This is a genomic window from Micromonospora sp. NPDC048868 (genome assembly GCF_043198195.1).
GTDB lineage: Bacteria > Actinomycetota > Actinomycetes > Mycobacteriales > Micromonosporaceae > Micromonospora > Micromonospora reichwaldensis.
The window spans coordinates 1-18929 of sequence record NZ_JBICUN010000006.1 but is presented as its reverse complement, the minus strand read 5'-3'; the positions used below and the strand labels follow the sequence as shown (position 1 = coordinate 18929).

18 protein-coding genes are annotated in these 18929 nt (G+C 71.5%); 9 read left to right on the top strand and 9 right to left on the bottom strand.

What is annotated here, in order from left to right:
- Window positions 1-87: 87 nt before the first annotated feature.
- Window positions 88-1671: an acyl-CoA carboxylase subunit beta gene (locus ACGFNF_RS11385; RefSeq protein ID WP_393167384.1), complete on the top strand. Its 1584-nt coding sequence runs from the start codon at window positions 88-90 to the stop codon at window positions 1669-1671.
- 109 nt (window positions 1672-1780) lie between these two features.
- Here the strand turns inward: ACGFNF_RS11385 and ACGFNF_RS11380 are convergent, their stop codons facing one another.
- From ACGFNF_RS11380 to ACGFNF_RS11370, 3 genes are all read right to left on the bottom strand, one after another.
- The gene (locus tag ACGFNF_RS11380; protein WP_393167382.1) at window positions 1781-2644 is read right to left on the bottom strand and encodes a hypothetical protein; all 864 of its coding nucleotides are present in this window, start codon (window positions 2642-2644) and stop codon (window positions 1781-1783) included.
- Window positions 2637-3137 carry a SigE family RNA polymerase sigma factor gene (locus tag ACGFNF_RS11375; RefSeq protein WP_132233334.1) on the bottom strand — a complete coding sequence of 167 codons (501 nt, stop codon included), beginning with the start codon at window positions 3135-3137 and terminating at the stop codon, window positions 2637-2639. Before ACGFNF_RS11375 ends, ACGFNF_RS11380 begins: the two co-directional genes overlap by 8 nt.
- A 69-nt stretch (window positions 3138-3206) precedes the next feature.
- Window positions 3207-3956: a M50 family metallopeptidase gene (locus ACGFNF_RS11370; protein ID WP_393167379.1), complete on the bottom strand. Its 750-nt coding sequence runs from the start codon at window positions 3954-3956 to the stop codon at window positions 3207-3209.
- 101 nt (window positions 3957-4057) lie between these two features.
- On the opposite strand from ACGFNF_RS11370, the gene ACGFNF_RS11365 reads away from it, so the two are divergent.
- Window positions 4058-4603, top strand: a complete 546-nt coding sequence (locus ACGFNF_RS11365; RefSeq protein ID WP_393167377.1) for a Uma2 family endonuclease — start codon at window positions 4058-4060, stop codon at window positions 4601-4603.
- A 164-nt stretch (window positions 4604-4767) separates the two neighbouring features.
- Window positions 4768-5520: a GH25 family lysozyme gene (locus ACGFNF_RS11360; RefSeq protein ID WP_393167375.1), complete on the top strand. Its 753-nt coding sequence runs from the start codon at window positions 4768-4770 to the stop codon at window positions 5518-5520.
- Between the two features lie 98 nt (window positions 5521-5618).
- Here ACGFNF_RS11360 and ACGFNF_RS11355 read toward each other — a convergent pair whose 3' ends face one another.
- Window positions 5619-5849 (bottom strand): hypothetical protein, encoded by a 231-nt coding sequence (locus tag ACGFNF_RS11355; RefSeq protein WP_393167373.1) that lies wholly within the window; start codon window positions 5847-5849, stop codon window positions 5619-5621.
- A 91-nt stretch (window positions 5850-5940) separates the two neighbouring features.
- Window positions 5941-7878 carry a protein kinase gene (locus ACGFNF_RS11350; protein WP_393167371.1) on the bottom strand — a complete coding sequence of 646 codons (1938 nt, stop codon included), beginning with the start codon at window positions 7876-7878 and terminating at the stop codon, window positions 5941-5943.
- Between the two features lie 92 nt (window positions 7879-7970).
- Between ACGFNF_RS11350 and ACGFNF_RS11345 the strand changes: the two genes are divergently transcribed.
- From ACGFNF_RS11345 to ACGFNF_RS11325, 5 genes are all read left to right on the top strand, one after another.
- A complete protein-coding gene (locus ACGFNF_RS11345; protein WP_357577876.1) occupies window positions 7971-8180 on the top strand; it encodes an acyl-CoA carboxylase subunit epsilon in 210 nt (69 codons plus the stop codon).
- A gap of 143 nt (window positions 8181-8323) precedes the next feature.
- On the top strand, window positions 8324-8809 hold the full coding sequence (locus tag ACGFNF_RS11340) for a hypothetical protein (protein ID WP_393167369.1): 486 nt from the start codon (window positions 8324-8326) through the stop codon (window positions 8807-8809).
- Window positions 8810-10295: 1486 nt separating this feature from the next.
- The gene (gene mycP, locus ACGFNF_RS11335; protein ID WP_393167795.1) at window positions 10296-11381 is read left to right on the top strand and encodes a type VII secretion-associated serine protease mycosin; all 1086 of its coding nucleotides are present in this window, start codon (window positions 10296-10298) and stop codon (window positions 11379-11381) included.
- Window positions 11382-11481: 100 nt separating this feature from the next.
- On the top strand, window positions 11482-12138 hold the full coding sequence (locus ACGFNF_RS11330; protein WP_393167367.1) for a Maf family protein: 657 nt from the start codon (window positions 11482-11484) through the stop codon (window positions 12136-12138).
- Window positions 12139-12147: 9 nt separating this feature from the next.
- Window positions 12148-12801, top strand: a complete 654-nt coding sequence (locus ACGFNF_RS11325; protein ID WP_393167365.1) for an O-methyltransferase — start codon at window positions 12148-12150, stop codon at window positions 12799-12801.
- Between the two features lie 214 nt (window positions 12802-13015).
- Here ACGFNF_RS11325 and ACGFNF_RS11320 read toward each other — a convergent pair whose 3' ends face one another.
- The 4 genes from ACGFNF_RS11320 to ACGFNF_RS11305 form a co-directional block, all read right to left on the bottom strand.
- Window positions 13016-14278, bottom strand: a complete 1263-nt coding sequence (locus tag ACGFNF_RS11320; RefSeq protein ID WP_393167363.1) for an MFS transporter — start codon at window positions 14276-14278, stop codon at window positions 13016-13018.
- Between the two features lie 121 nt (window positions 14279-14399).
- Entirely contained in the window at window positions 14400-15155 is a 756-nt protein-coding gene (locus ACGFNF_RS11315) for an ABC transporter permease (protein WP_393167361.1), read from the bottom strand.
- Between the two features lie 19 nt (window positions 15156-15174).
- Window positions 15175-16134: an ATP-binding cassette domain-containing protein gene (locus ACGFNF_RS11310; protein WP_393167360.1), complete on the bottom strand. Its 960-nt coding sequence runs from the start codon at window positions 16132-16134 to the stop codon at window positions 15175-15177.
- A gap of 131 nt (window positions 16135-16265) precedes the next feature.
- A complete protein-coding gene (locus ACGFNF_RS11305) occupies window positions 16266-16877 on the bottom strand; it encodes a PadR family transcriptional regulator (protein WP_393167793.1) in 612 nt (203 codons plus the stop codon).
- 146 nt (window positions 16878-17023) lie between these two features.
- On the opposite strand from ACGFNF_RS11305, the gene ACGFNF_RS11300 reads away from it, so the two are divergent.
- A complete protein-coding gene (locus ACGFNF_RS11300; protein ID WP_393167358.1) occupies window positions 17024-18775 on the top strand; it encodes an acetyl/propionyl/methylcrotonyl-CoA carboxylase subunit alpha in 1752 nt (583 codons plus the stop codon).
- Window positions 18776-18929: the final 154 nt, after the last annotated feature.

Sequence of the window (18929 nt, the reverse complement as noted above, 5' to 3'; positions counted from 1 at the left end):
CCCCCGTCCGGCCGACCGGGGACGTCGCGGCCCGGCTGAGGCGAACTGCACAGCGGCGGTGGCCTGAACCATCGTTATATTCCCAGGGTGACTACCGAGACCGGGATCAACATCCACAGCACCGCGGGCAAGCTGGCCGACCTGGATCGGCGGGTCGACGAGGCGGTGCACGCCGGGTCGGCGCGCGCGGTCGAGAAGCAGCACGCGAGGGGCAAGAAGACCGCCCGCGAGCGGATCGAGATGCTGCTCGACGAGGGTTCCTTCGTCGAGCTGGACGAGCTGGCCCGGCACCGGTCCACCAACTTCGGGCTGGCGAAGACCCGCCCGTACGGCGACGGCGTCATCACCGGCTACGGCACCATCGACAGCCGGCAGGTCTGCGTCTTCGCCCAGGACTTCACCGTCTTCGGCGGCTCCCTCGGCGAGGTCTTCGGCGAGAAGATCGTCAAGGTCATGGACCTGGCCATGAAGATCGGCTGCCCGGTCGTCGGCATCAACGACTCCGGGGGCGCGCGCATCCAGGAGGGCGTCGCCTCGCTCGGCCTCTACGGCGAGATCTTCTTCCGCAACGTACGGGCCAGCGGCGTCATCCCGCAGATCTCCCTGATCATGGGCCCGTGCGCCGGCGGCGCGGTCTACTCCCCGGCGGTCACGGACTTCACGGTGATGGTCGACCAGACCTCGCACATGTTCATCACCGGCCCGGACGTCATCAAGACGGTCACCGGCGAGGACGTGGGCATGGAGGAACTGGGCGGCGCCCGTACGCACAACTCGCGCAGCGGCAACGCGCACTACCTCGCCGCGGACGAGCAGGACGCCATCGACTACGTCAAGGCGCTGCTGTCGTACCTGCCGTCGAACAACCTGGACGAGCCGGTGGTCTTCGACGCGCCCGCCGACCTCGACGTGACCGACGAGGACCGGGAGCTGGACACGCTGATCCCCGACTCGGCGAACCAGCCGTACGACATGCACCGGGTAATCGAGCACGTCCTCGACGACGGCGAGTTCCTGGAGGTCCAGCCGCTCTACGCGCAGAACATGGTCGTCGGCTACGGCCGGGTGGAGGGCCGTCCGGTGGGCGTGGTCGCCAACCAGCCGATGCACTTCGCCGGCACCCTGGACATCGCCGCCTCCGAGAAGGCCGCCCGGTTCGTGCGCACCTGCGACGCGTTCAACATCCCGGTGCTGACCTTCGTGGACGTCCCCGGCTTCCTGCCCGGCACCGGCCAGGAGTGGGACGGCATCATCCGCCGGGGCGCGAAGCTCATCTACGCGTACGCCGAGGCCACCGTCCCGAAGGTCACCGTGATCACCCGCAAGGCGTACGGCGGGGCGTACGACGTGATGGGCTCCAAGCACCTCGGCGCGGACCTGAACTTCGCCTGGCCGACCGCGCAGATCGCGGTGATGGGGGCGCAGGGCGCGGTGAACATCCTCTACCGCTCGGAACTGGCCGCCGCCGAGGACCCGGCCGCCGTGCGGGCCGAGAAGATCGCCGAGTACGAGGACACCCTCGCCAACCCGTACATCGCGGCGGAGCGCGGCTACGTGGACAGCGTCATCCCGCCGCACGAGACGCGGGCCCAGATCGTCCGCGCGCTGCGGGTGCTGCGCACCAAGCGCGAGACCCTGCCGCCGAAGAAGCACGGCAACATCCCGCTCTGACGCCCCTGCCCCGCGGGATCCGCGCGGTGTCCCCCGTCGACCGTGGCAGGTCACGGCTGCCCTGACATCGCGCGGACCGGGGGTGGGGCGCCCGATCGGTGGGCGGCGGTCAGCAGGACGGGTTGGCGGCGGCGCACATGCGCCGCGCGGCCAGCCCGGCGAGGCGGACCAGGTCGGCCTCGGCGGTCGGTTCCAGGATCAGCACGCTCACCAGGTCGCCGACCCGCACCACCACTGTCGCGTCCGGCGTGGACGGGCGGCCGGGCACCTGCCCGTCGGCCGGGTCGAGGGTCGCGGCGACGGAGTGGCGCAGCAGCAGGGACTCGTCACCGGCGAAGTCGCGGCGCGGCACGTCCCAGCGGTGCACGTCCTCGACGGTGACGGACTCGCCGCCCCACTCGATCGTCCGCACCTCCCGCCACTCCCGGCAGACGGTGAGTTGCCTGCGCAGTCCGTCGAAGAACCGGGCGGCCCCGTCGTCCCGCATCCGGTGCAGGTCCTGGACGACCAGGACGTCGCCGAGCCGCCCTCCGCCGGTCGCCGGTCGCAGCACCGTCTGGGACCGGCTCACCCAGGTCTCCTGCGCCGGCACACCGCTGTCGCGCCTGGTGGCGCACTGGCGGAGGGCCATGCCCACGTCGACGGTCCCGCCCAGGCCGGCCTCGCTGAGTTGCAGACCGCTGCGCGCCGTCAGGTCGTCCTGTTGCAGCAGGGCCGCCGGGGGGATCTCGACCCGGGCCACCGGCGCCGCCGCCCGCGACGGGGACGCTGCCGGGGCCAGCCCCCGCCGCCCGGACCGGTCCCCGACCGCCACGGCGGAGGCGGAGACGACGACGAGCACCGCGACCGCCGCCAGCACCGCCGTACGCCTGCTGCGCCTGCGGGCCTGGGCGCGGATCTCCGCCGGCTCCGGCCAGCGGACCTCGCGCAGGTCCCGGTGCAGTTGCTCGACGAACGTCGTCTCGTCACGCATCGGCGGCCTCCTCCAGGTCAGAGACGGCGAGCAGCCCGGCGAGCGCGGCGCGCCCCCGGAAGAGTCGGGCCTTGACGGTGCCCACCGGGGCGGCCGTCTGCCGGGCCACCTCGGCGACCGGCATGCCGACCAGGTAGTAGAGGGCGATCGCGGTGCGCTGCTCCTCGGGGAGCCGGCGCAGGGCGGTGACCACCTCGACGGTGGCGGTGTCCGGGCCGGGCACGCTCTCGCCGGGGCCGTGGCGCAGGTAGGCGCGGGCCCGACTGCGCAGGCTGCGCCACCGGCTGACCGCGATCCGGCTCGCCACCACCCGCACCCACGCCTCCGGCTCCTCGTACGCGCTCACCGTCGACCAGCGCTGCCAGGCTCGGATGTACGCCTCCTGCACGGCGTCCTGCGCCTCGGCGAGGTCGCCCGTCAGCGCGTAGACGTAGCCGAGCAGCCGTTGGCGGCTGCCCCGGTAGAACTCGTCGAATCCGTCGACGTCCGGCACCTGCTACCTCCCCGTGACGGTCGCAGGGAACACGCGTCGGACGGTGCCGCCGGTTGCCCGGTCGACCTGTCAATTTCCGGGCGTCAGGCCGGCGTCGGTGAGGATCGGGCCGGCCAGCAGCAGCGCGCCGACGCCGAGGGCGGCCAGGTTGACCAGGGCGAAGACGGTGACCCAGAAGAACGCCGGCAGCGGGGTGAGGCCGGCGAGCTGGTCGGCGTCGGAGGCGGGCATCCGACCCCGCGAGCGCAGCCGTTGCAGCTCCACCACCGGTCGCACCCCGCCGAGCAGCAGGAACCACACCCCGGCGTACGCGAACGCCGCCTGCACCTGCGGCTCGGCGTACCAGGAGACGGCGAGGACCACCCCGCCGGTGACCAGCAGCGAGAGCACGCCGAAGACGTTGCGGATCATGATCAGCATGGCCAGCAGCAGCGCCACGGCGACCCAGAGCAGCAGGGTGATCCGGTTGCCGCCGAGCAGCCACGCGCCGGTCAGCCCGACCAGCGGCGGGGCCACGTAGCCGGCGAGCAGGGTGAGGATCATCCCCGGGCCGGTGGGCCGGCCGGCGGAGAGGGTGAGCCCCGAGGTGTCCGAGTGCAGCCGGATGCCGTGCAGGCGGCGGCCGGTGAGCAGGGCGACCAGCGCGTGCCCGCCCTCGTGGGCGATGGTGATGGCGTTGCGGGCGATCCGCCAGGGCAGCCGGGTGGAGACGACCACCAGCGCGACGGCGGCGGTCAGCAGCACCAGCAGGGGCGGTGGGTCCGGCTGCGCCGCGAACAACTTGTCCCAGAGACCGCCGAGCCCGTCGATCGACACCATGGGGCGCGAGCCTACCGGCCCCGACCTGTGTCGCTGCGTCCTCGTCGGCCCGAAGCCTGGAACGCTGATCCGGTGGCGACAGGAGCGGAAGGTGGACGCCGGTGACCGCGGCACCCCTGGAACCCCACGTCGGCCTGTGGACCGAGGCCGAGTACCTCGCCATGGGCGAGACGCCGAACCGGATCGAGTTGCTCGACGGGAGCCTGATCGTCAGCCCTGCCCCGAGCAAGCGGCACCAGCGGGTGTCGCGGCTGCTGGCCAACAGCCTGGACGGCGCGGCGGATGCCCTCGCGGTTTTCGAGGCGGTGAACGTCCGGCTCGGTGTCGACCGCATCGTCATCCCCGACGTGGTGGTGGCTGACACCGACGACGAGGGCACCGTCGTCGAGGCGGGCGAGGTGGTCCTCGTCTGCGAGATCGTCTCGCCGGGGAACGCGGCCGCCGACCGGTTGGTCAAGATGCAGCTCTACGCGATCGCCGGGATCCCGTGGTACCTGCTGGTGGAGCAGGACGGCGCCGGCCACTCGCTGCGGCTGCACCGGCTCGACGGCGCGCACTACGTCGAGGACCAGGTGGCGAAGCCGGGCGAGGAGTTCCGCCTGGCTGAGCCGATCCGCTGGCGCGTCGACCCGGCCACGCTGCGCTGAGGCGGAGAGCGCCTCACCCGGTCCGCTCGCCGGCTGCGGTGCCACCCGCCGCCGGGGTGGCCGGCTTCCGCCGTTCATGAAGATTTCCTTAGCCCCTCTTGCCATTCGGGGCACTTACCTCCAAAGATGGACGTCTATTCAGTCCGGCGTCCTTGGAGGCATCCATGACCCGTACCGGAACATCCCTGCGGCGGCTGCTCGCCGCCACCCTGGCGGCCCTCGCCACCGCGGCGGCGGGGCTCGTCGCGACCGCGACCCCCGCGGCGGCCGCCACCACGCCCGGCATCGACGTGTCGCACTACCAGGGCGCCATCAACTGGACCAGCGTCCGCAACGCGGGCATCCAGTTCGCCTTCATCAAGGCGACCGAGGGCACCAGCTACAAGGACCCGAGGTTCAACACGAACTACGTGGCCGCCTACAACGCCGGCGTCATCCGGGGCGCGTACCACTTCGCCCGGCCCAACATCTCCTCCGGGGCGGTACAGGCGAACTACCTGGCCTCCAACGGCGGCGCCTGGTCGGCCGACAGCCGCACCCTCCCGGCCGCGCTGGACCTCGAAGCAAACCCGTACGCGGGCGGCTACTGCTACGGCCTGAGCACGACCGGCATGCGCAACTGGGTGCAGGACTTCCTGAACACCTACCGCTCCCGCACCGGCCGCTACGCCGTCATCTACACCACCACGAGCTGGTGGAACCAGTGCACCGGCAGCTGGACGGCCCCCTGGGCCAACCACCCGCTCTGGATCGCCCGCTGGTCGAGCACCGTCGGCACGCTGCCGGCCGGGGCGCCGTTCTGGAGCTTCTGGCAGTACACCGACCGGGGCAGCGTCGCCGGCATCAGCGGCGGGGTCGACCGCAACCACTGGAACGGTGACCGGAGCCGGCTGATCGCGCTGGCCAACAACACCTGAGCCTGAATCGCCTGGGGAGGCGGTTGGCGGCAGCGGGATCGGTTGTCACCGTACGGTCGACAACTGGTCCGGCTGCCGCCATGCCGCTCTCGAGGGCGTCAGACCTGCCGTCGGGCCGCCACGGGCACGGTCGCCGCGTTCTCGCGGGCGAGCGCGTTCCGCCGGGCGAAGCGCCGGACGCCCACCCCGGCGAGGGTGACGGTGACGACGCTGAGTAGTGCGAACAACAGCGGCAGGCCGGCGGCGGCGAGCAGCAGGACGATGTCGCCGAGGGCCACGAGCATCCACAGTGCCGCTCGGGGCCGGGCGTCCCTGAGTCGGTAACCCATGTCGTACCCTCCCTTCCGTTGTGAAGGTCAGATACCCCGTACGGCGGAAGATCATGCGAGTCGATCTCGCAACGGGCGCGAATCCCGCGGGTCAGTCCTTGCGGTCGGGCACGAAGCCCTTGGCGATCCGGTCGAAGTTGGCCAGGTTGGCCTGCCAGTCCTTCGCGGCGACCTCCCAGCGCAGGGCGTAGCCGCGGTTCTTGGCCGTGACGAAGCCCCGGTTGCGGACGTGGATCCGCGTGCCGTCGCGGGTCTCCAGCCACTCCCAGTCCGCGCAGGTCTTCCAGAAGCCTTCACAGCTCGTGATGTCGACGTACTGGTAGCTGTTTACGTACTTCCTGCGATCCGGCTCTTTCTCCTTCCAGTCGGCCAACGCGTCCGGCTGCGGCGTGTTGGTCCACTGGATCAGCAGCTCGCCCACACCGTTGGGCTCGTCGAAGACGACGGTGTTCGCTCCGGCGTTGCGGCGCACCCAGTTCGCGGGGATCGGCAGCGCGAAGCCGGCGGGGTCCTTGTGCAGCTTCCAGCCCGCCGGCAGCGCGTCCGGCGTCGGCGACGGGGTGGCCGAGGGCGTCGGGCTCGGCGCGGCGCTCGTGGGCGGGGCCGGCGCCGAGGACTGCGGCGGCTGCCCCTGCGAGGTCGCCACGCCGGTCGGGTCGGCCTGCGGGGTGCCGCCGCCGTCCCCACCGTCGCCACTGGTCAGCATCGGCACGACCACCACCAGGCCGATCAGCAGCAGCGCCACCAGCACCCCGATCAGCACGTTGCGCCGGGTGTTGCTCGGCTTCGTACCGCTGGACGCCACGACCGTCGCCCGGCCGGACGGCGGGCTGACCGGCGCGGGCATCACCGAGGTGGGATTCGCCGGCCTGCCGGGCGCCGGGATCGCCGGCTCGGCCTTCGTGTCGTCGAGCGCGGGCTTCGGCGGGTCGACCTTCGCCGTCGGGGCCGCGTCCGAGGTGGAGGATCCGACCTTCGCGGTCGGCACGGAGTCCGAGGAGAGCGCCGCCGTCGCGCCCTCGGCGGTGGACGCCGCGGCGGCACCGGCGCCGGCCGCCGCCAGCGGCGCGCGCGGCGCCGGCGGGCTGACCGGCCTGTCGGGCCCGCTCTCGGCCGGTCGCGGCGCCGGCACCAGCGGCGGGCGCGGCTCACGCGGACCGTTCGGCCCCGGCCGGCGTACGCCGTCGAGCAGCGGGATCGTGCGGGTGCGCTTGCCGCCGGCGCGGCGCAGCAGCTTCTCCGCCACCTCGGCGGTGATCCGCTCCTTCGGGTCCTTGCGCAGCAGGCCGTTGAGCACCGGCTTGAGCGGCCCGGCGTTCTTCGGCGGCGGCATCGGCTCGGTGGCGAGCGCCGCCAGGGTGGCGATCGCCGACGGTCGCGCGTACGGCGACTTGCCCTCGACCGCCGCGTAGAGGGTGGCGCCCAGCGACCAGAGGTCGGCCTCCGGCCCGGCGGTGCCCTCGCGGGCCCGCTCCGGCGAGATGTACGCGGGCGACCCGAGCACCATTCCCGTGCGGGTCACGTTGGGGTCGCCGGGAATCGTGGCGAGGCCGAAATCGGTCAGCACCACCCGGCCGTCGTCGCCGAGCAGCACGTTGCCGGGCTTGACGTCGCGGTGCATCACGCCGGCCTTGTGCGCCGACTTCAGCGCGGCCAGCACGCCCAGGCCGATCTCCACGGCACGCGCCGGCGTCACCGGGCCGTCCTCGGCGAGGGTGTCCTGCAACGATTTCGACGCCACGTACTCCATGACGATCCACGGGTCGCCGTCGGTACGCAGCACGTCGAAGATGCGGACCACGTTGATGTGGTTGAGCCGGGCGATGGCCCGGGCCTCACGCAGCGAGCGTTCCCGCATCTCGCGGCGCTCCTCGTCGGTGAGGCTGGGCGGCGGGACGAGTTCCTTGATCGCCACGTCCCGGTGCAGCACCTCGTCGCGCGCCTTCCACACCCGACCCATGCCGCCCTGACCGAGCGGCGAGAGAAGCCGGTATCGGTCAGCGACGAGTTGGGGCAGCGCGTTCGACATCGCCCAGACGGTACCCGGAGCCGACGACGCTCACACCGCCGGCACGCCACTGTGCGGTTCAGCTCAACCTCTCCGACGCGTACGCTGACGCCATGTCTGCCGAAGAGCCGCTGTTCCGGGTCGTCCGCGGGGTTCCCACCGCCGAGGAACTGGCCGCGCTGGTGGGCGCGATCGTCGTACGGTCCCGCCCGGCCGCCGCGACCCCTCCGGTCGCCGCGTCCGCCTGGGCGCGCTCCGGCCGGCCCGTCGCGGCGGCGGTCGCCGGCCCCGGCGCCTGGCGGGCGTCCGGCCTGCCCCGCTGACCTTTTCCGCACGGATCACCGCAGCTCGGCGCCCCTGCACACCCGCAGGGGAGCCGGTGTGTGCCGGGGCGGGGCTGCCGACACCCCCGGGGACCTATTAACCTCACTCAGGGAAACGACGCAGTGACGGGCAGGGAGGGCCGATGATCCCCGAGGAGGACGGTCCAGCGTCCTGGCTCCGCGGCTACGGCGGCATCGAGGCCGACATCCGCCAGCTCCGCGAGTTCGCCGACAAGCTCCAGACCGAAGTGGAACGCAACTACGACCCGCACCTGTCGTACATCGCCGCGGACCTGACAGCACCGGTGCCCAACCCGGCCGACGCGTTCATCGAGCTGGTCGACTTCCTGCGCGCGCACCACGAGACCCAGCAGGCCACCGCCGACATGGTCTGGGGCGTCCGCGACGTCACCGGCCACCTGGCCGTCGCCGCCGGCACCGTCGCCACCCGCTACACCGGGTCCGACGCCTTCGCCGCCGCGCGCGTGACCGACATCGAGCGGGCCCTCGCCAACCCGGCCCCCACAGCACCTCGCGGCGCGCCACCGATGCTGCCCGATCCCACCGGGCCGGAACCCGCGCCGGGACAGGGACAGGGACGGGGACAGGGTCCGGTGGTGCTGCCATGATCGAACGGGGCACCGGCGGCCGCACGTCCGCCCTCACCGACTGGCGGCTGATGGACGTCGCCAGCATGTGGGCCTGCCTCCAGGACCACGACACCACCAACCACTGGAAGCAGGTCGCCGGCTGGCGCAAGATCTGCGACCTCGCCCGGATGCACCTGAGCCGGCTCCAGGAATACCGCAAGGGGCTCGCCGAGGCATGGCCCCCGGAGACCAACGAGGCGGCCCGGGCCTACGTCCGCGAACTGGACGAGCTCATCGACAAGGTGCAGCGCACGCACGACGCGGCCAGCGCCAACTACACCGCACTCTCCGCCGCCACGCAGGCCATCAGCGCCACCCGCACGGAACTGAAGAAGATCTACGAGACGTACGCCGTCAAGGTCCAGGAGAAGCAGACGTACGACGCGACGCTCGCCGACCCGAAGGCGGCCATGGGCAGCCGGGTCCCCGATCGCCCTGTGACAGACGCGGACCTCGAACGCCTCAACGTCCAGGCACGCGGCATCATGTACGGCCTCAGCGGCGAACTCCAACACGCCCGAGTAATGCTCCGCCAACCACCACCTAGGCCTGCCCCCAATATCGATGAAGAAATAGCTCTTCCCCCCGGTGGGGGCTCTGTTCCTGTCATCCCTCCGATCGTGCCGGTTCCATTGACTTCCAAAACCACGTCGGGCAGCGCAGGCTCTTCCTCACTCAGACCACAAACGATCCCTACACCGACGGCGCCCGGAGTTGGACCAGTACTGGGCGGTGCAGGCGCTAGCACTGGCCTGGCTCCGACTCCTGCAAGCCCTGGCACTACTGGCCCTGCCACACCAATCACGCCAAGTCCTTCAACTTCAGGCATGGGCGCGACACCGCCCTTTACTCCGAGAACTGCAAATACGCCCACCAACCCAAATCCGCCCAACCAGCAACCTCTCCCACCTATGCGATCCATAACCGGCTCACCGAGCAACTCGCCCCAGGTCACGCCACCTAAGGCGATGCCTCCGGGAGGGCTCATCGGTGGTGTGCCGGGAATGAATCTCGGGCAACCAGCCGCCAGCAATCCTTCGCCGCGTCGCGTCAACCCTATCGGAGGGGTAATCGGCGGTGGAGGCGCAGGAACAGCACCGACAGGTGGGGCGGGCTCCCGCCCTGGCGGTGGGCGCGGAATCGGAACGGCGCACGGTCTTCCACAATTCGGAGGACTACCTGGTATGGGTAACACCGCAGGGGCCCTTGGCCCACCCGCTAGGACGAGTTGGCGTGACCGTCGCGACGAGCCGCGCCACTGGGATCCGGACCACCCCTGGGAAACAGATCAGGGCGTTGCTCCGGTAGTCCGGCCGCCAGATGAAGATGGCCCAATCGATCCCGGTCCCGCTATCGGCTTCAATCGGTGATTCTTGTTACTGGACGGGTGGCACTTGCACTTGTCGCCCTCTTTACTTCAGGCACTCCATCAGCTGCGCTCGGAACCGCGTCGAACGTTACCCAGATCAGGACTTCCATCGAATTGGCGCCTGATGAAATCCGAAGCGAGCAGTGGCACCTAAGCTTCTTGCGAGCTACTGATGCCCATCGGATTAGTCAAGGTGCAGGCGTAACAGTTGCCGTTTTGGATACGGGCGTAGCTCCGCATCCCGACCTCCTGCGAAATCTCCTTCCCGGCGCAGATGTCATCCATGGCGGCAGCGGGAACGGGCACAACGACGTAGACGGCCACGGAACTGGAATGGCCGGCCTAATCGCAGCTCACGGCCGAGGCAAAGTCGGCGCTCTTGGCATTGCACCAAAGGCAAAGATCATCCCGATTTTGGACAGCACAACCAGTCGGAACGGAAACACTGACGCCCTTGCCGCTGCGGTGGAGCACGCTGTGAGAAGCAACGCAGACGTGATCAACATCTCCGCCGCCGGTGGCGCAAGCGCTCGCCTCCAACGTGCGTTGGACGCTGCTCTGGCGGCGGATATTGTAGTGGTCGCAGGAGTGGGCAATCGACCACAAATGCAAAACGTTGGTTATCCTGCCCGCCATCCAGGTGTCATCGCCGTCGGCGGAATTGACCGCACGGGAAAACGCGCCGAAACATCAGTGATGGGTCCCGAGGTCGAGGTAGTCGCACCAGCCGTAGAAATTCTGAGCACTAGCGTCGACGGTAGATACCGCCGAGCTACCGGCACCTCGGACTCCACAGCCATCGTCGCTGGGGCCGTCGCGTTGATCCGATCCAAGTACCCGTACCTGCCCGCCTCCGAGGTGGCGCACAGGCTCACCGCCACAGCGATCGACAAGGGCCCGCCGGGACGGGACGACGAGTACGGCCACGGGGTCATCGACCTGGTGGCGGCGTTGACGGCTGACGTGCCGCCGCTGGGTTTCGGATCGGCGACGGCGAGCGTGCCGGCCCACACCCCCTCGACCACGACGGCGGCAGCGGAGCCGGCGGGCGACGGGAACGGTGCGGCGACGGCTCGCGGTCTGGTCACCCTCGGCGTGATCGTGGCAGCCGGCGGCGCGTGGACGTTCATCGCCCGTCGGCGTCGTCGGGGCGACGACCCGCCGCCCCGCGTCAGTCGCTGAGCAACCCGGAGGACGGAGCCGGAGACGGAGACGGGCAGGGAAGGGTCGACACGTCCCACCCGAGACGTCCTCGTCCAGGTCAGCCGGTAACGTCGGCGACGTGCCGAAGTCCTTGCCGCTCCGCCTCGTGCTCGCCTCCGCCAGCCCTGCCCGCCGAAAGATTCTCCAGGCCGCCGGGATCGAGACGGACGTGCTGGTCAGCGGCGTCGACGAGTCCCTCGTGGTCACGGAGCGGGCCGAGGAGCTCTGCCTGGAACTGGCCCGGATGAAGGCGCAGGCGGTACTCACCCGGCTGCGGCCGGCCGCCGACCAGCGGACGCTGGTGATCGGGTGCGACTCCGTGTTGGCCTTCGACGGGGAGATCTTCGGCAAGCCGACCGACGCAGCCGACGCCACGTGGCGCTGGGAGCGGATGCGCGGGCGCAGCGGCGTGCTGCACAGCGGGCACTGCCTGATCGACGTCGAGGCTGGGCGGCGGGCCGAGGCGGTCGCCTCCACCGTCGTGCACTTCGCCGACATCGACGACGACGAGATCGCCACGTACGTGGGTACGGGCGAGCCGCTGGCCGTGGCGGGTGCCTTCACGATCGACGGCCTGGGCGGGCCCTTCGTGGAGCGGATCGAGGGTGATCCGAGCACGGTCATCGGGCTCAGCCTGCCGATGCTGCGCCGCCTGCTCGCCGAGTTGGACCTGCGGCTCACAGATTTGTGGACGAAGGTCGCGCCCGGCAACCAGACGGTCGAGTCGCTCGGTTAGCGTCCGCTCATGACCACCAAGTCGATCCCGCTCACGTCGGAACTGCACGAGTACCTGGTCGGGCACGGGGCGCCGCCGGACGAGATCATGCGGGACCTGGCCGAGGAGACCCGCGCGGCCCTGCCGAACGACGCGCAGATGCAGGTCGCACCGGAGCAGGCCGCCTTCCTGACCTTCCTCACCCGGCTGCTCGGGGTGCGGCAGGCCGTCGAGGTGGGCACGTTCACCGGCCTCTCGTCGCTGGCGATCGCCCGTGGGCTGCCCGAGGGCGGGCGGCTGACCTGCTTCGACATCTCTGAGGAGTTCACCGGCATCGCCCGGCGGTACTGGGCCCGCGCCGGCGTGGACGACCGGATCGAGCTGCGCATCGGCCCGGCCGGCGACACGCTGCGCGAGCTGCCCCACGAGCGCCACCTGGACTTCGCGTTCATCGACGCCGACAAGACCGGTTACCCGGTCTACTGGGCGGAGCTGGTGCCCCGGATGCGGCCCGGCGGGGTGATCGCGGTCGACAACGTGCTGCGCGGTGGCCGGGTGATCGCCCCGCAGAACGCCGACGACCGGGCCATCGCGGCGTTCAACGACGAGGTGCTCGCCGACGTCCGCGTCGACGCGGTGATGCTCCCGATCGCCGACGGCCTCACCCTGGCCCGAGTGCACTGACCCTGACCGACCTCTGCGCGATCTTGGTAGGCAACAGCCCCTGGAGGGGCCGTTGCCTACCAAGATCCAGCGGATCCACCGCGACCCAAGGTCCACCGCGACCCAAGGTCCACCGCGACCCAAGGTCCACCGGGCCCCAAGGTCAACCGGGATGCAAGATCCACGGAGGACGCAAGAACCGCCGGAGATCCAAGATCCGCGAGGGGCGCTGGCGTCAGGCGGGGGTCGGGGATCGGAGGTCGGCGGGGGCCGGGCGCAGGGCGCGGCCCAGGCGGGCGGCGAGCAGCGCAGCCGCCGCGATGAAGGCCGGCAGCAGCAGGAAGGCCAGGTGCGGTCCGACGCCGTCGGCCACCCAGCCGAGCGCGACCGGCGCGATCCCGAAGCCCACCCCCATCGAGTACGACGCGTAGCCGGCCGCCCGGTCCGCAGCCGGCCCGGCGACGGCGAGCGCGATCGAGATCGCCAGCGGGTAGTGCAGGGCGTTGCCGAGGCCGAGGACGACCAGGCCGGTGACGGCGAGCCAGCCGACCGGCGCGATCCAGAAGAGCGCGAACCCGGCCAGCGACACGCCCAGCGCGGCCAGCAGCAGCGGCACGGGCCGGTACCGCAGGGCGAGCCGGCCCCCGGCGAGCCGGCCCACGAACATGCCGCAGACGATCGCGGCGACGGCGGCCGAGGCGCCGCCGGCCGCCATCCCGGCGTGCGAGCGGAGCACGTCGGCCGTCCAGAGCGACAGGCAGACCTCGATCGAGCCGGTGACCGCCATCAGCACCCAGGCGATCCAGTACGCCACCGGCAGGCGTCGGCCGGCCCCGTGGACGCCGGCCCCCGAGGCGACCCCGCCGGAAACCGGAAGGCCGGAAGCCGAAGAGCCGAGAGCCGGAAAGCCGGGAGCCGCGGCAGCGGGGGCGGGCTGCGGCAGGCGTACGCGGAAGGTCACGGCGGCGAGCGCGACCAGCGCGATCAGGCCGACCTCGACGGCCATCGCCGGTCGCCAGCCCCATCCTGCGTCGACGCTGGCGCCGATGACCAGCGGGGCGAGGATGCCGGCGCCGGCGCAGGCGGCATTGGCCTCGGTCAGCGCCGCTGGCGCGCCGGCGCCGTGCCGGTCGGTGAGTACCACGGACACGCCGCTGATCACCAGCATGCCGAAGGTGGCGATCACGGCCACGGCGGTGATCGTGGCGGGCAGGGCACGGACGACGCCCAGGGCGGCGACGCCGGCCGCCACGCCGGCCAGCCCGACCCAGATCGCCCGGCCCCGGCCGAGGCGGCGGGCCAGGGGTGCGAAGAGCGCCCCGCCGGCCAGCGCGCCGACGGCGATGCCGGTGCTGTGCAGGCTCGCGACGGCGGCGGAGGTGCCCTGTTCGTCGCGGAGCAGCGGCACGACCGGCCCGAAGCCGTAGAGGAAGAAGCCCCACAGTCCCAGCTGGGCGTAGGTCAGCCAGGTGAGCCGGTCACGGGTTAGCTGGGGCACCGGCCTCACGCTACAAGCGCCGGGGCGGCGCCCCGCCCGTGGTGAGAGGCAACTCTCCCCCGGCGTCAGGAAGGGCACCTTCCGCTACCGCAGGCGTCAGGAAGGTGCCCTTCCTTACACCTCAGCGGACGCTGCGGGCGAACTGGCGGGCGGCCCAGACGACGCCGGCGGCGGCGAGGAGCGCGATGATGCCGAGGCCCTGCCATACCTTGTCGTCGCCGAGCTGGCCGGCGAAGAGGGCCCGGGTGCCGTCGACCGCCCAGGAGAACGGGTTCCACTCGGCGATGCCCTGCAGCCAGCCGGGGGCGAAGGTCAACGGCAGCAGGATGCCGGAGAGCAGCAGCACGGGCTGGGCCACGGTGTTCATCAGGGGGGCCAGCGCGTCCTCGCTCTTGACCTTGAGCGCGATGCCGTAGGAGACGGCCGAGGTCATCAGCGCGATCAGGGCCAGCATGAGGTACGCCAGCAGCAGGTCGACGAGGGAGACGCGCAGGTCGAACAGGAGCGCGAGCAGGGTGATGATGACCGCCTGCACGATGAGCGACACCACGTCGCGCAGCGAGCGGCCGAGCAGCAGGGCGAGGCGGCTGATCGGGGTGACCCGGGAGCGTTCGATGACCCCGGCGCGCAGCTCGGCGATCAGGCCGAAGCCCTGGAACAGGCCGCCGAAGATGGCCAGCAGCACCAGCAGGCCGGGTACGAAGATCTTGTAGGCCTCCGCCTGGGTGGGCGCGTTCAGCGCCGGCTTGAGCAGCGGGGCGAAGAGCAGCAGGTACATCACCGGCTGGAAGACGCCGACGAAGACCCAGACGGGGTTGCGCAGCAGTAGCTGGAGCTGCCGCTGGAAGATCAGCCAGGTGTCACGGGCGAGTTTCATGGGATCTCTCCGGTCGGGATCAGGACTCGCGCAGCGAGCGGCCGGTCTTGGTGAGGAAGACGTCGTCGAGGCTGGGCCGGTGCAGCTCGATGGACCTGAGCCCGAGGCCGGCGGTGTCGACGCGGCGCAGGATCTGCGGGATGGCCGTGGCGCCCTCGTCGACGTAGAGGCGTAGCCCGCCCTCCTCGGCGGTCTCCAGCTTGTTGACGTACGGCTCGCCGTCGAGCAGCTGCGCGGCCTGCGGGGTGGCCGCCGTGTCGAGCCCGACCAGGACGACGTCGCCGGAGATCTCGCGCTTCAGCTCCGTCGGGGTGCCCTCCGCGACCACCTCGCCGTGATCCATGATCGCGATCCGGTCGCAGAGCGCGTCGGCCTCCTCCAGGTAGTGGGTGGTGATGAAGACGGTCATGCCGTCGCCCCGCAGCCGGCGGATCTCGTCCCACATGTGCGCCCGGCTCTGCGGGTCGAGGCCGGTCGTCGGCTCGTCGAGGAAGACGATGCTCGGCTCGTGGATGATGCCGAGGGCGATCTCCACCCGCCGGCGCTGACCGCCGGAGTACGTCTTGCACTTGCGGTCGGCGTACTCGGTGAGCTGGAAGGCGTCGAGGGCGCGGGCGGCCCGCCGGTGCGCGTCGGCCTTGCCGATGCCGTACATCCGGGCGTGCAGGACGAGTTCCTCCCGGGCGGTGGACTCGTCCCAGGTGCTGCCGCCCTGGGCGACGTAGCCGATGCGGCGGCGCACCTCGGCCGGGTCCTTGCGCAGGTCGACCCCGGCGACGGTCGCCTCGCCGCCGTCCGGCTCGATGAGCGTGGCCAGCATCCGCAGGGTGGTGGTCTTGCCGGCGCCGTTGGGGCCGAGGAAACCGAAGATCTCCCCCTCGGTGACCTTCAGGTCGACGCCGCGCACCGCGTCGACGGTCTTCTTCTGGCGACCCTCTCGGGAGCGGAACGACTTCCGCAACCCTCTGGTCTCGATCATGTCTGCTCCTGGTCGTCCGGGCCGGTGCCACCGGCCACCTGTCTGTCCCTCGGAGACGACGCCGGACGGCATGCTTCCCCCGTGGCGCCCCGGGCAGGCTAACGCGATATAGCTCTTTTGGTCAACGTTGATTATTCGCCCTCCGTCGGCCGGGGCGGCAGCTGCTCCTCCCAGCCCTCCCAGCCCTGCGCCCGCTCCAGCCCCTCGGGCAGGTACGACACCCCCGACTCGATCCGTTCCGCGATCCGCTCGCACCAGGAGATCTCCGCCTCGGAGCGGGCGGTCCAGAGTTCGAACATCCACCCCACGTGCACCGGCTTCGTCGAACGCAGCCAGCCAGAACTCAACGACGTACGCATCCACTCGACACCGGCGCGCAGCAGGTTCGCCCGGTTGCGCAGGGCGGCCGCCGCCTCCTCGCGCGGCATCGCGGGCAGGAAGGAGAACGCCGCCGCGAACGGATCCGGCGGTTCGTGCAGCTGCCACCACAGGCCGCGCAGCAGCGACTCGAACTCCTCCTCGCCCTTCGGCGTCACCTCGTACGTGGTGCGGGCCGGACGGGCGCCCACCTGCTCGGTGGCCACCTCGCGCAAAAGCCCTTCCTGGGTCAGCTTGCGCAGGGCGTGGTAGATCGACCCGGGCTGCACGTTCGCCCACCTGTCGGCGCTCCAACTGAGCAGCTCACGGCGCACGTCGTAGCCGTGCACCGGCTGCATCCAGCGCACCAGCCCGAGGATCATCATTCGCGTGGCAGACACCGGACGAGCGTAATAAGCAAATTTGACTAGGGCGCGGTGAACAGTGCGGCATCCCACACTGAGCGATCGTTAGGGCCGCCACGGTGGCCGATACACTCCCGGTCAGTGACCCTCCGGGAGGAGCCAGCAAGGTGCGCAAGGTACTCATCGCCAACCGCGGCGAGATCGCCGTCCGCGTCATCCGCGCCTGTCGCGACGCCGGCCTCGGCAGCGTCGCCGTCTACGCGGACTCCGACCGGGACGCCCTGCACACCACGCTGGCCGACGAGGCGTACGCGCTCGGCGGGGACACCGCCACCGACACGTACCTGCGGATCGACAAGCTGCTGGAGGTCGCCGCGAAGGCCGACGCCGACGCGGTCCACCCCGGCTACGGCTTCCTCTCCGAGAACGCCGACTTCGCCCAGGCCGTCATCGACGCCGGGCTGACCTGGATCGGCCCCACCCCGCAGGCGATCCGGGACCTCGGCGACAAGGTCACCGCCCGGCACATCGCCCAGCGCGCCGGCGCGCCCCTGGTGCCCGGCACCCCCGACCCGGTCGGCGGCCCCGACGAGGTGTTGGCGTTCGCCGTCGACCACGGCCTGCCGGTCGCCATCAAGGCCGCCTTCGGCGGCGGCGGGCGCGGGCTCAAGGTGGCCCGCACCATGGAGGAGATCCCGCACCTGTTCGAGTCGGCCACCCGCGAGGCGGTCGCCGCGTTCGGCCGGGGCGAGTGCTTCGTCGAGCGCTACCTGGACCAGCCACGCCACGTCGAGGCGCAGGTGCTGGCCGACCGGCACGGCAACGTGATCGTGGTCGGCACCCGGGACTGCTCGCTCCAGCGCCGCCACCAGAAGCTGGTCGAGGAGGCCCCCGCGCCGTTCCTCACGGACGCGCAGCGGGCCCAGATCCACGACAGCGCCAAGGCCATCTGCCGCGAGGCGGGCTACCACGGCGCCGGCACGGTGGAATACCTGGTCGGCGCCGACGGCACCATCTCCTTCCTGGAGGTCAACACCCGCCTCCAGGTCGAGCACCCGGTCACCGAGGAGACCGCCGGCATCGACCTGGTCCGCGAGCAGTTCCGGATCGCCGACGGCGAGCGGCTGCGGTTCACCGAGGACCCGACGCCGCGCGGGCACTCGATCGAGTTCCGGATCAACGGCGAGGACCCGGGCCGCAACTTCCTGCCCGCCCCCGGCACGGTCACCGCGCTGCGGCTGCCCACCGGCCCCGGCGTCCGGGTCGACACCGGCATCTCCGCCGGCGACGTGATCGGCGGCAACTTCGACTCGCTGCTGGCCAAGGTGATCATCACCGGCGAGACGCGTACCGAGGCGTTGGAGCGCGCCCGGCGCGCCCTGGACGAGATGGTCGTCGAGGGCATGGCCACCGCGCTGCCGTTCCACCGGCTGGTCGTCCGGGACGAGGCGTTCACCGCCGAGCCCTTCACCGTGCACACCCGGTGGATCGAGACCGAGTTCGACAACACCGTCGCGCCGTTCACCGCCGCCGCCGGCCCCGCCGACGCGCCGGCCGAGCGGGAGACCGTCGTGGTCGAGGTCGGGGGCAAGCGGCTGGAGGTCAGCCTCCCCGTCGGCCTCGGCGGGGGTACGGCCACCGCCGCGCCCGCCGCGCGCAAGCCGGCCCGCCGGGGCGGCGGGACCAAGGCCGGCGTCGCGGTCAGCGGCGACGCGCTCACCTCCCCGATGCAGGGCACCATCGTCAAGATCGCGGTCGCCGACGGCGACACCGTGGCCGAGGGTGACCTGGTCGTGGTGCTGGAGGCGATGAAGATGGAGCAGCCGCTGCACGCCCACAAGGCGGGCACGGTCAGCGGCCTCGCGGCCGAGGTCGGCGCCGTCATCACCGCCGGCGCGGCGATCTGCACCATCGCCTGAGCCCGCCGGGCGGACGCTCCTATGCCGCGTCAAGTGGTTGGGGTGGGGTTTCGAGGCGCCGGTAGAGCTCTCGGGCGACGTAGCGTGTGAGGCAGCGTTTGATTTCGCGGTCGGTTTTGCCTTGGGTACGTCGGCGGTCGGCGTAGGCGCGGGT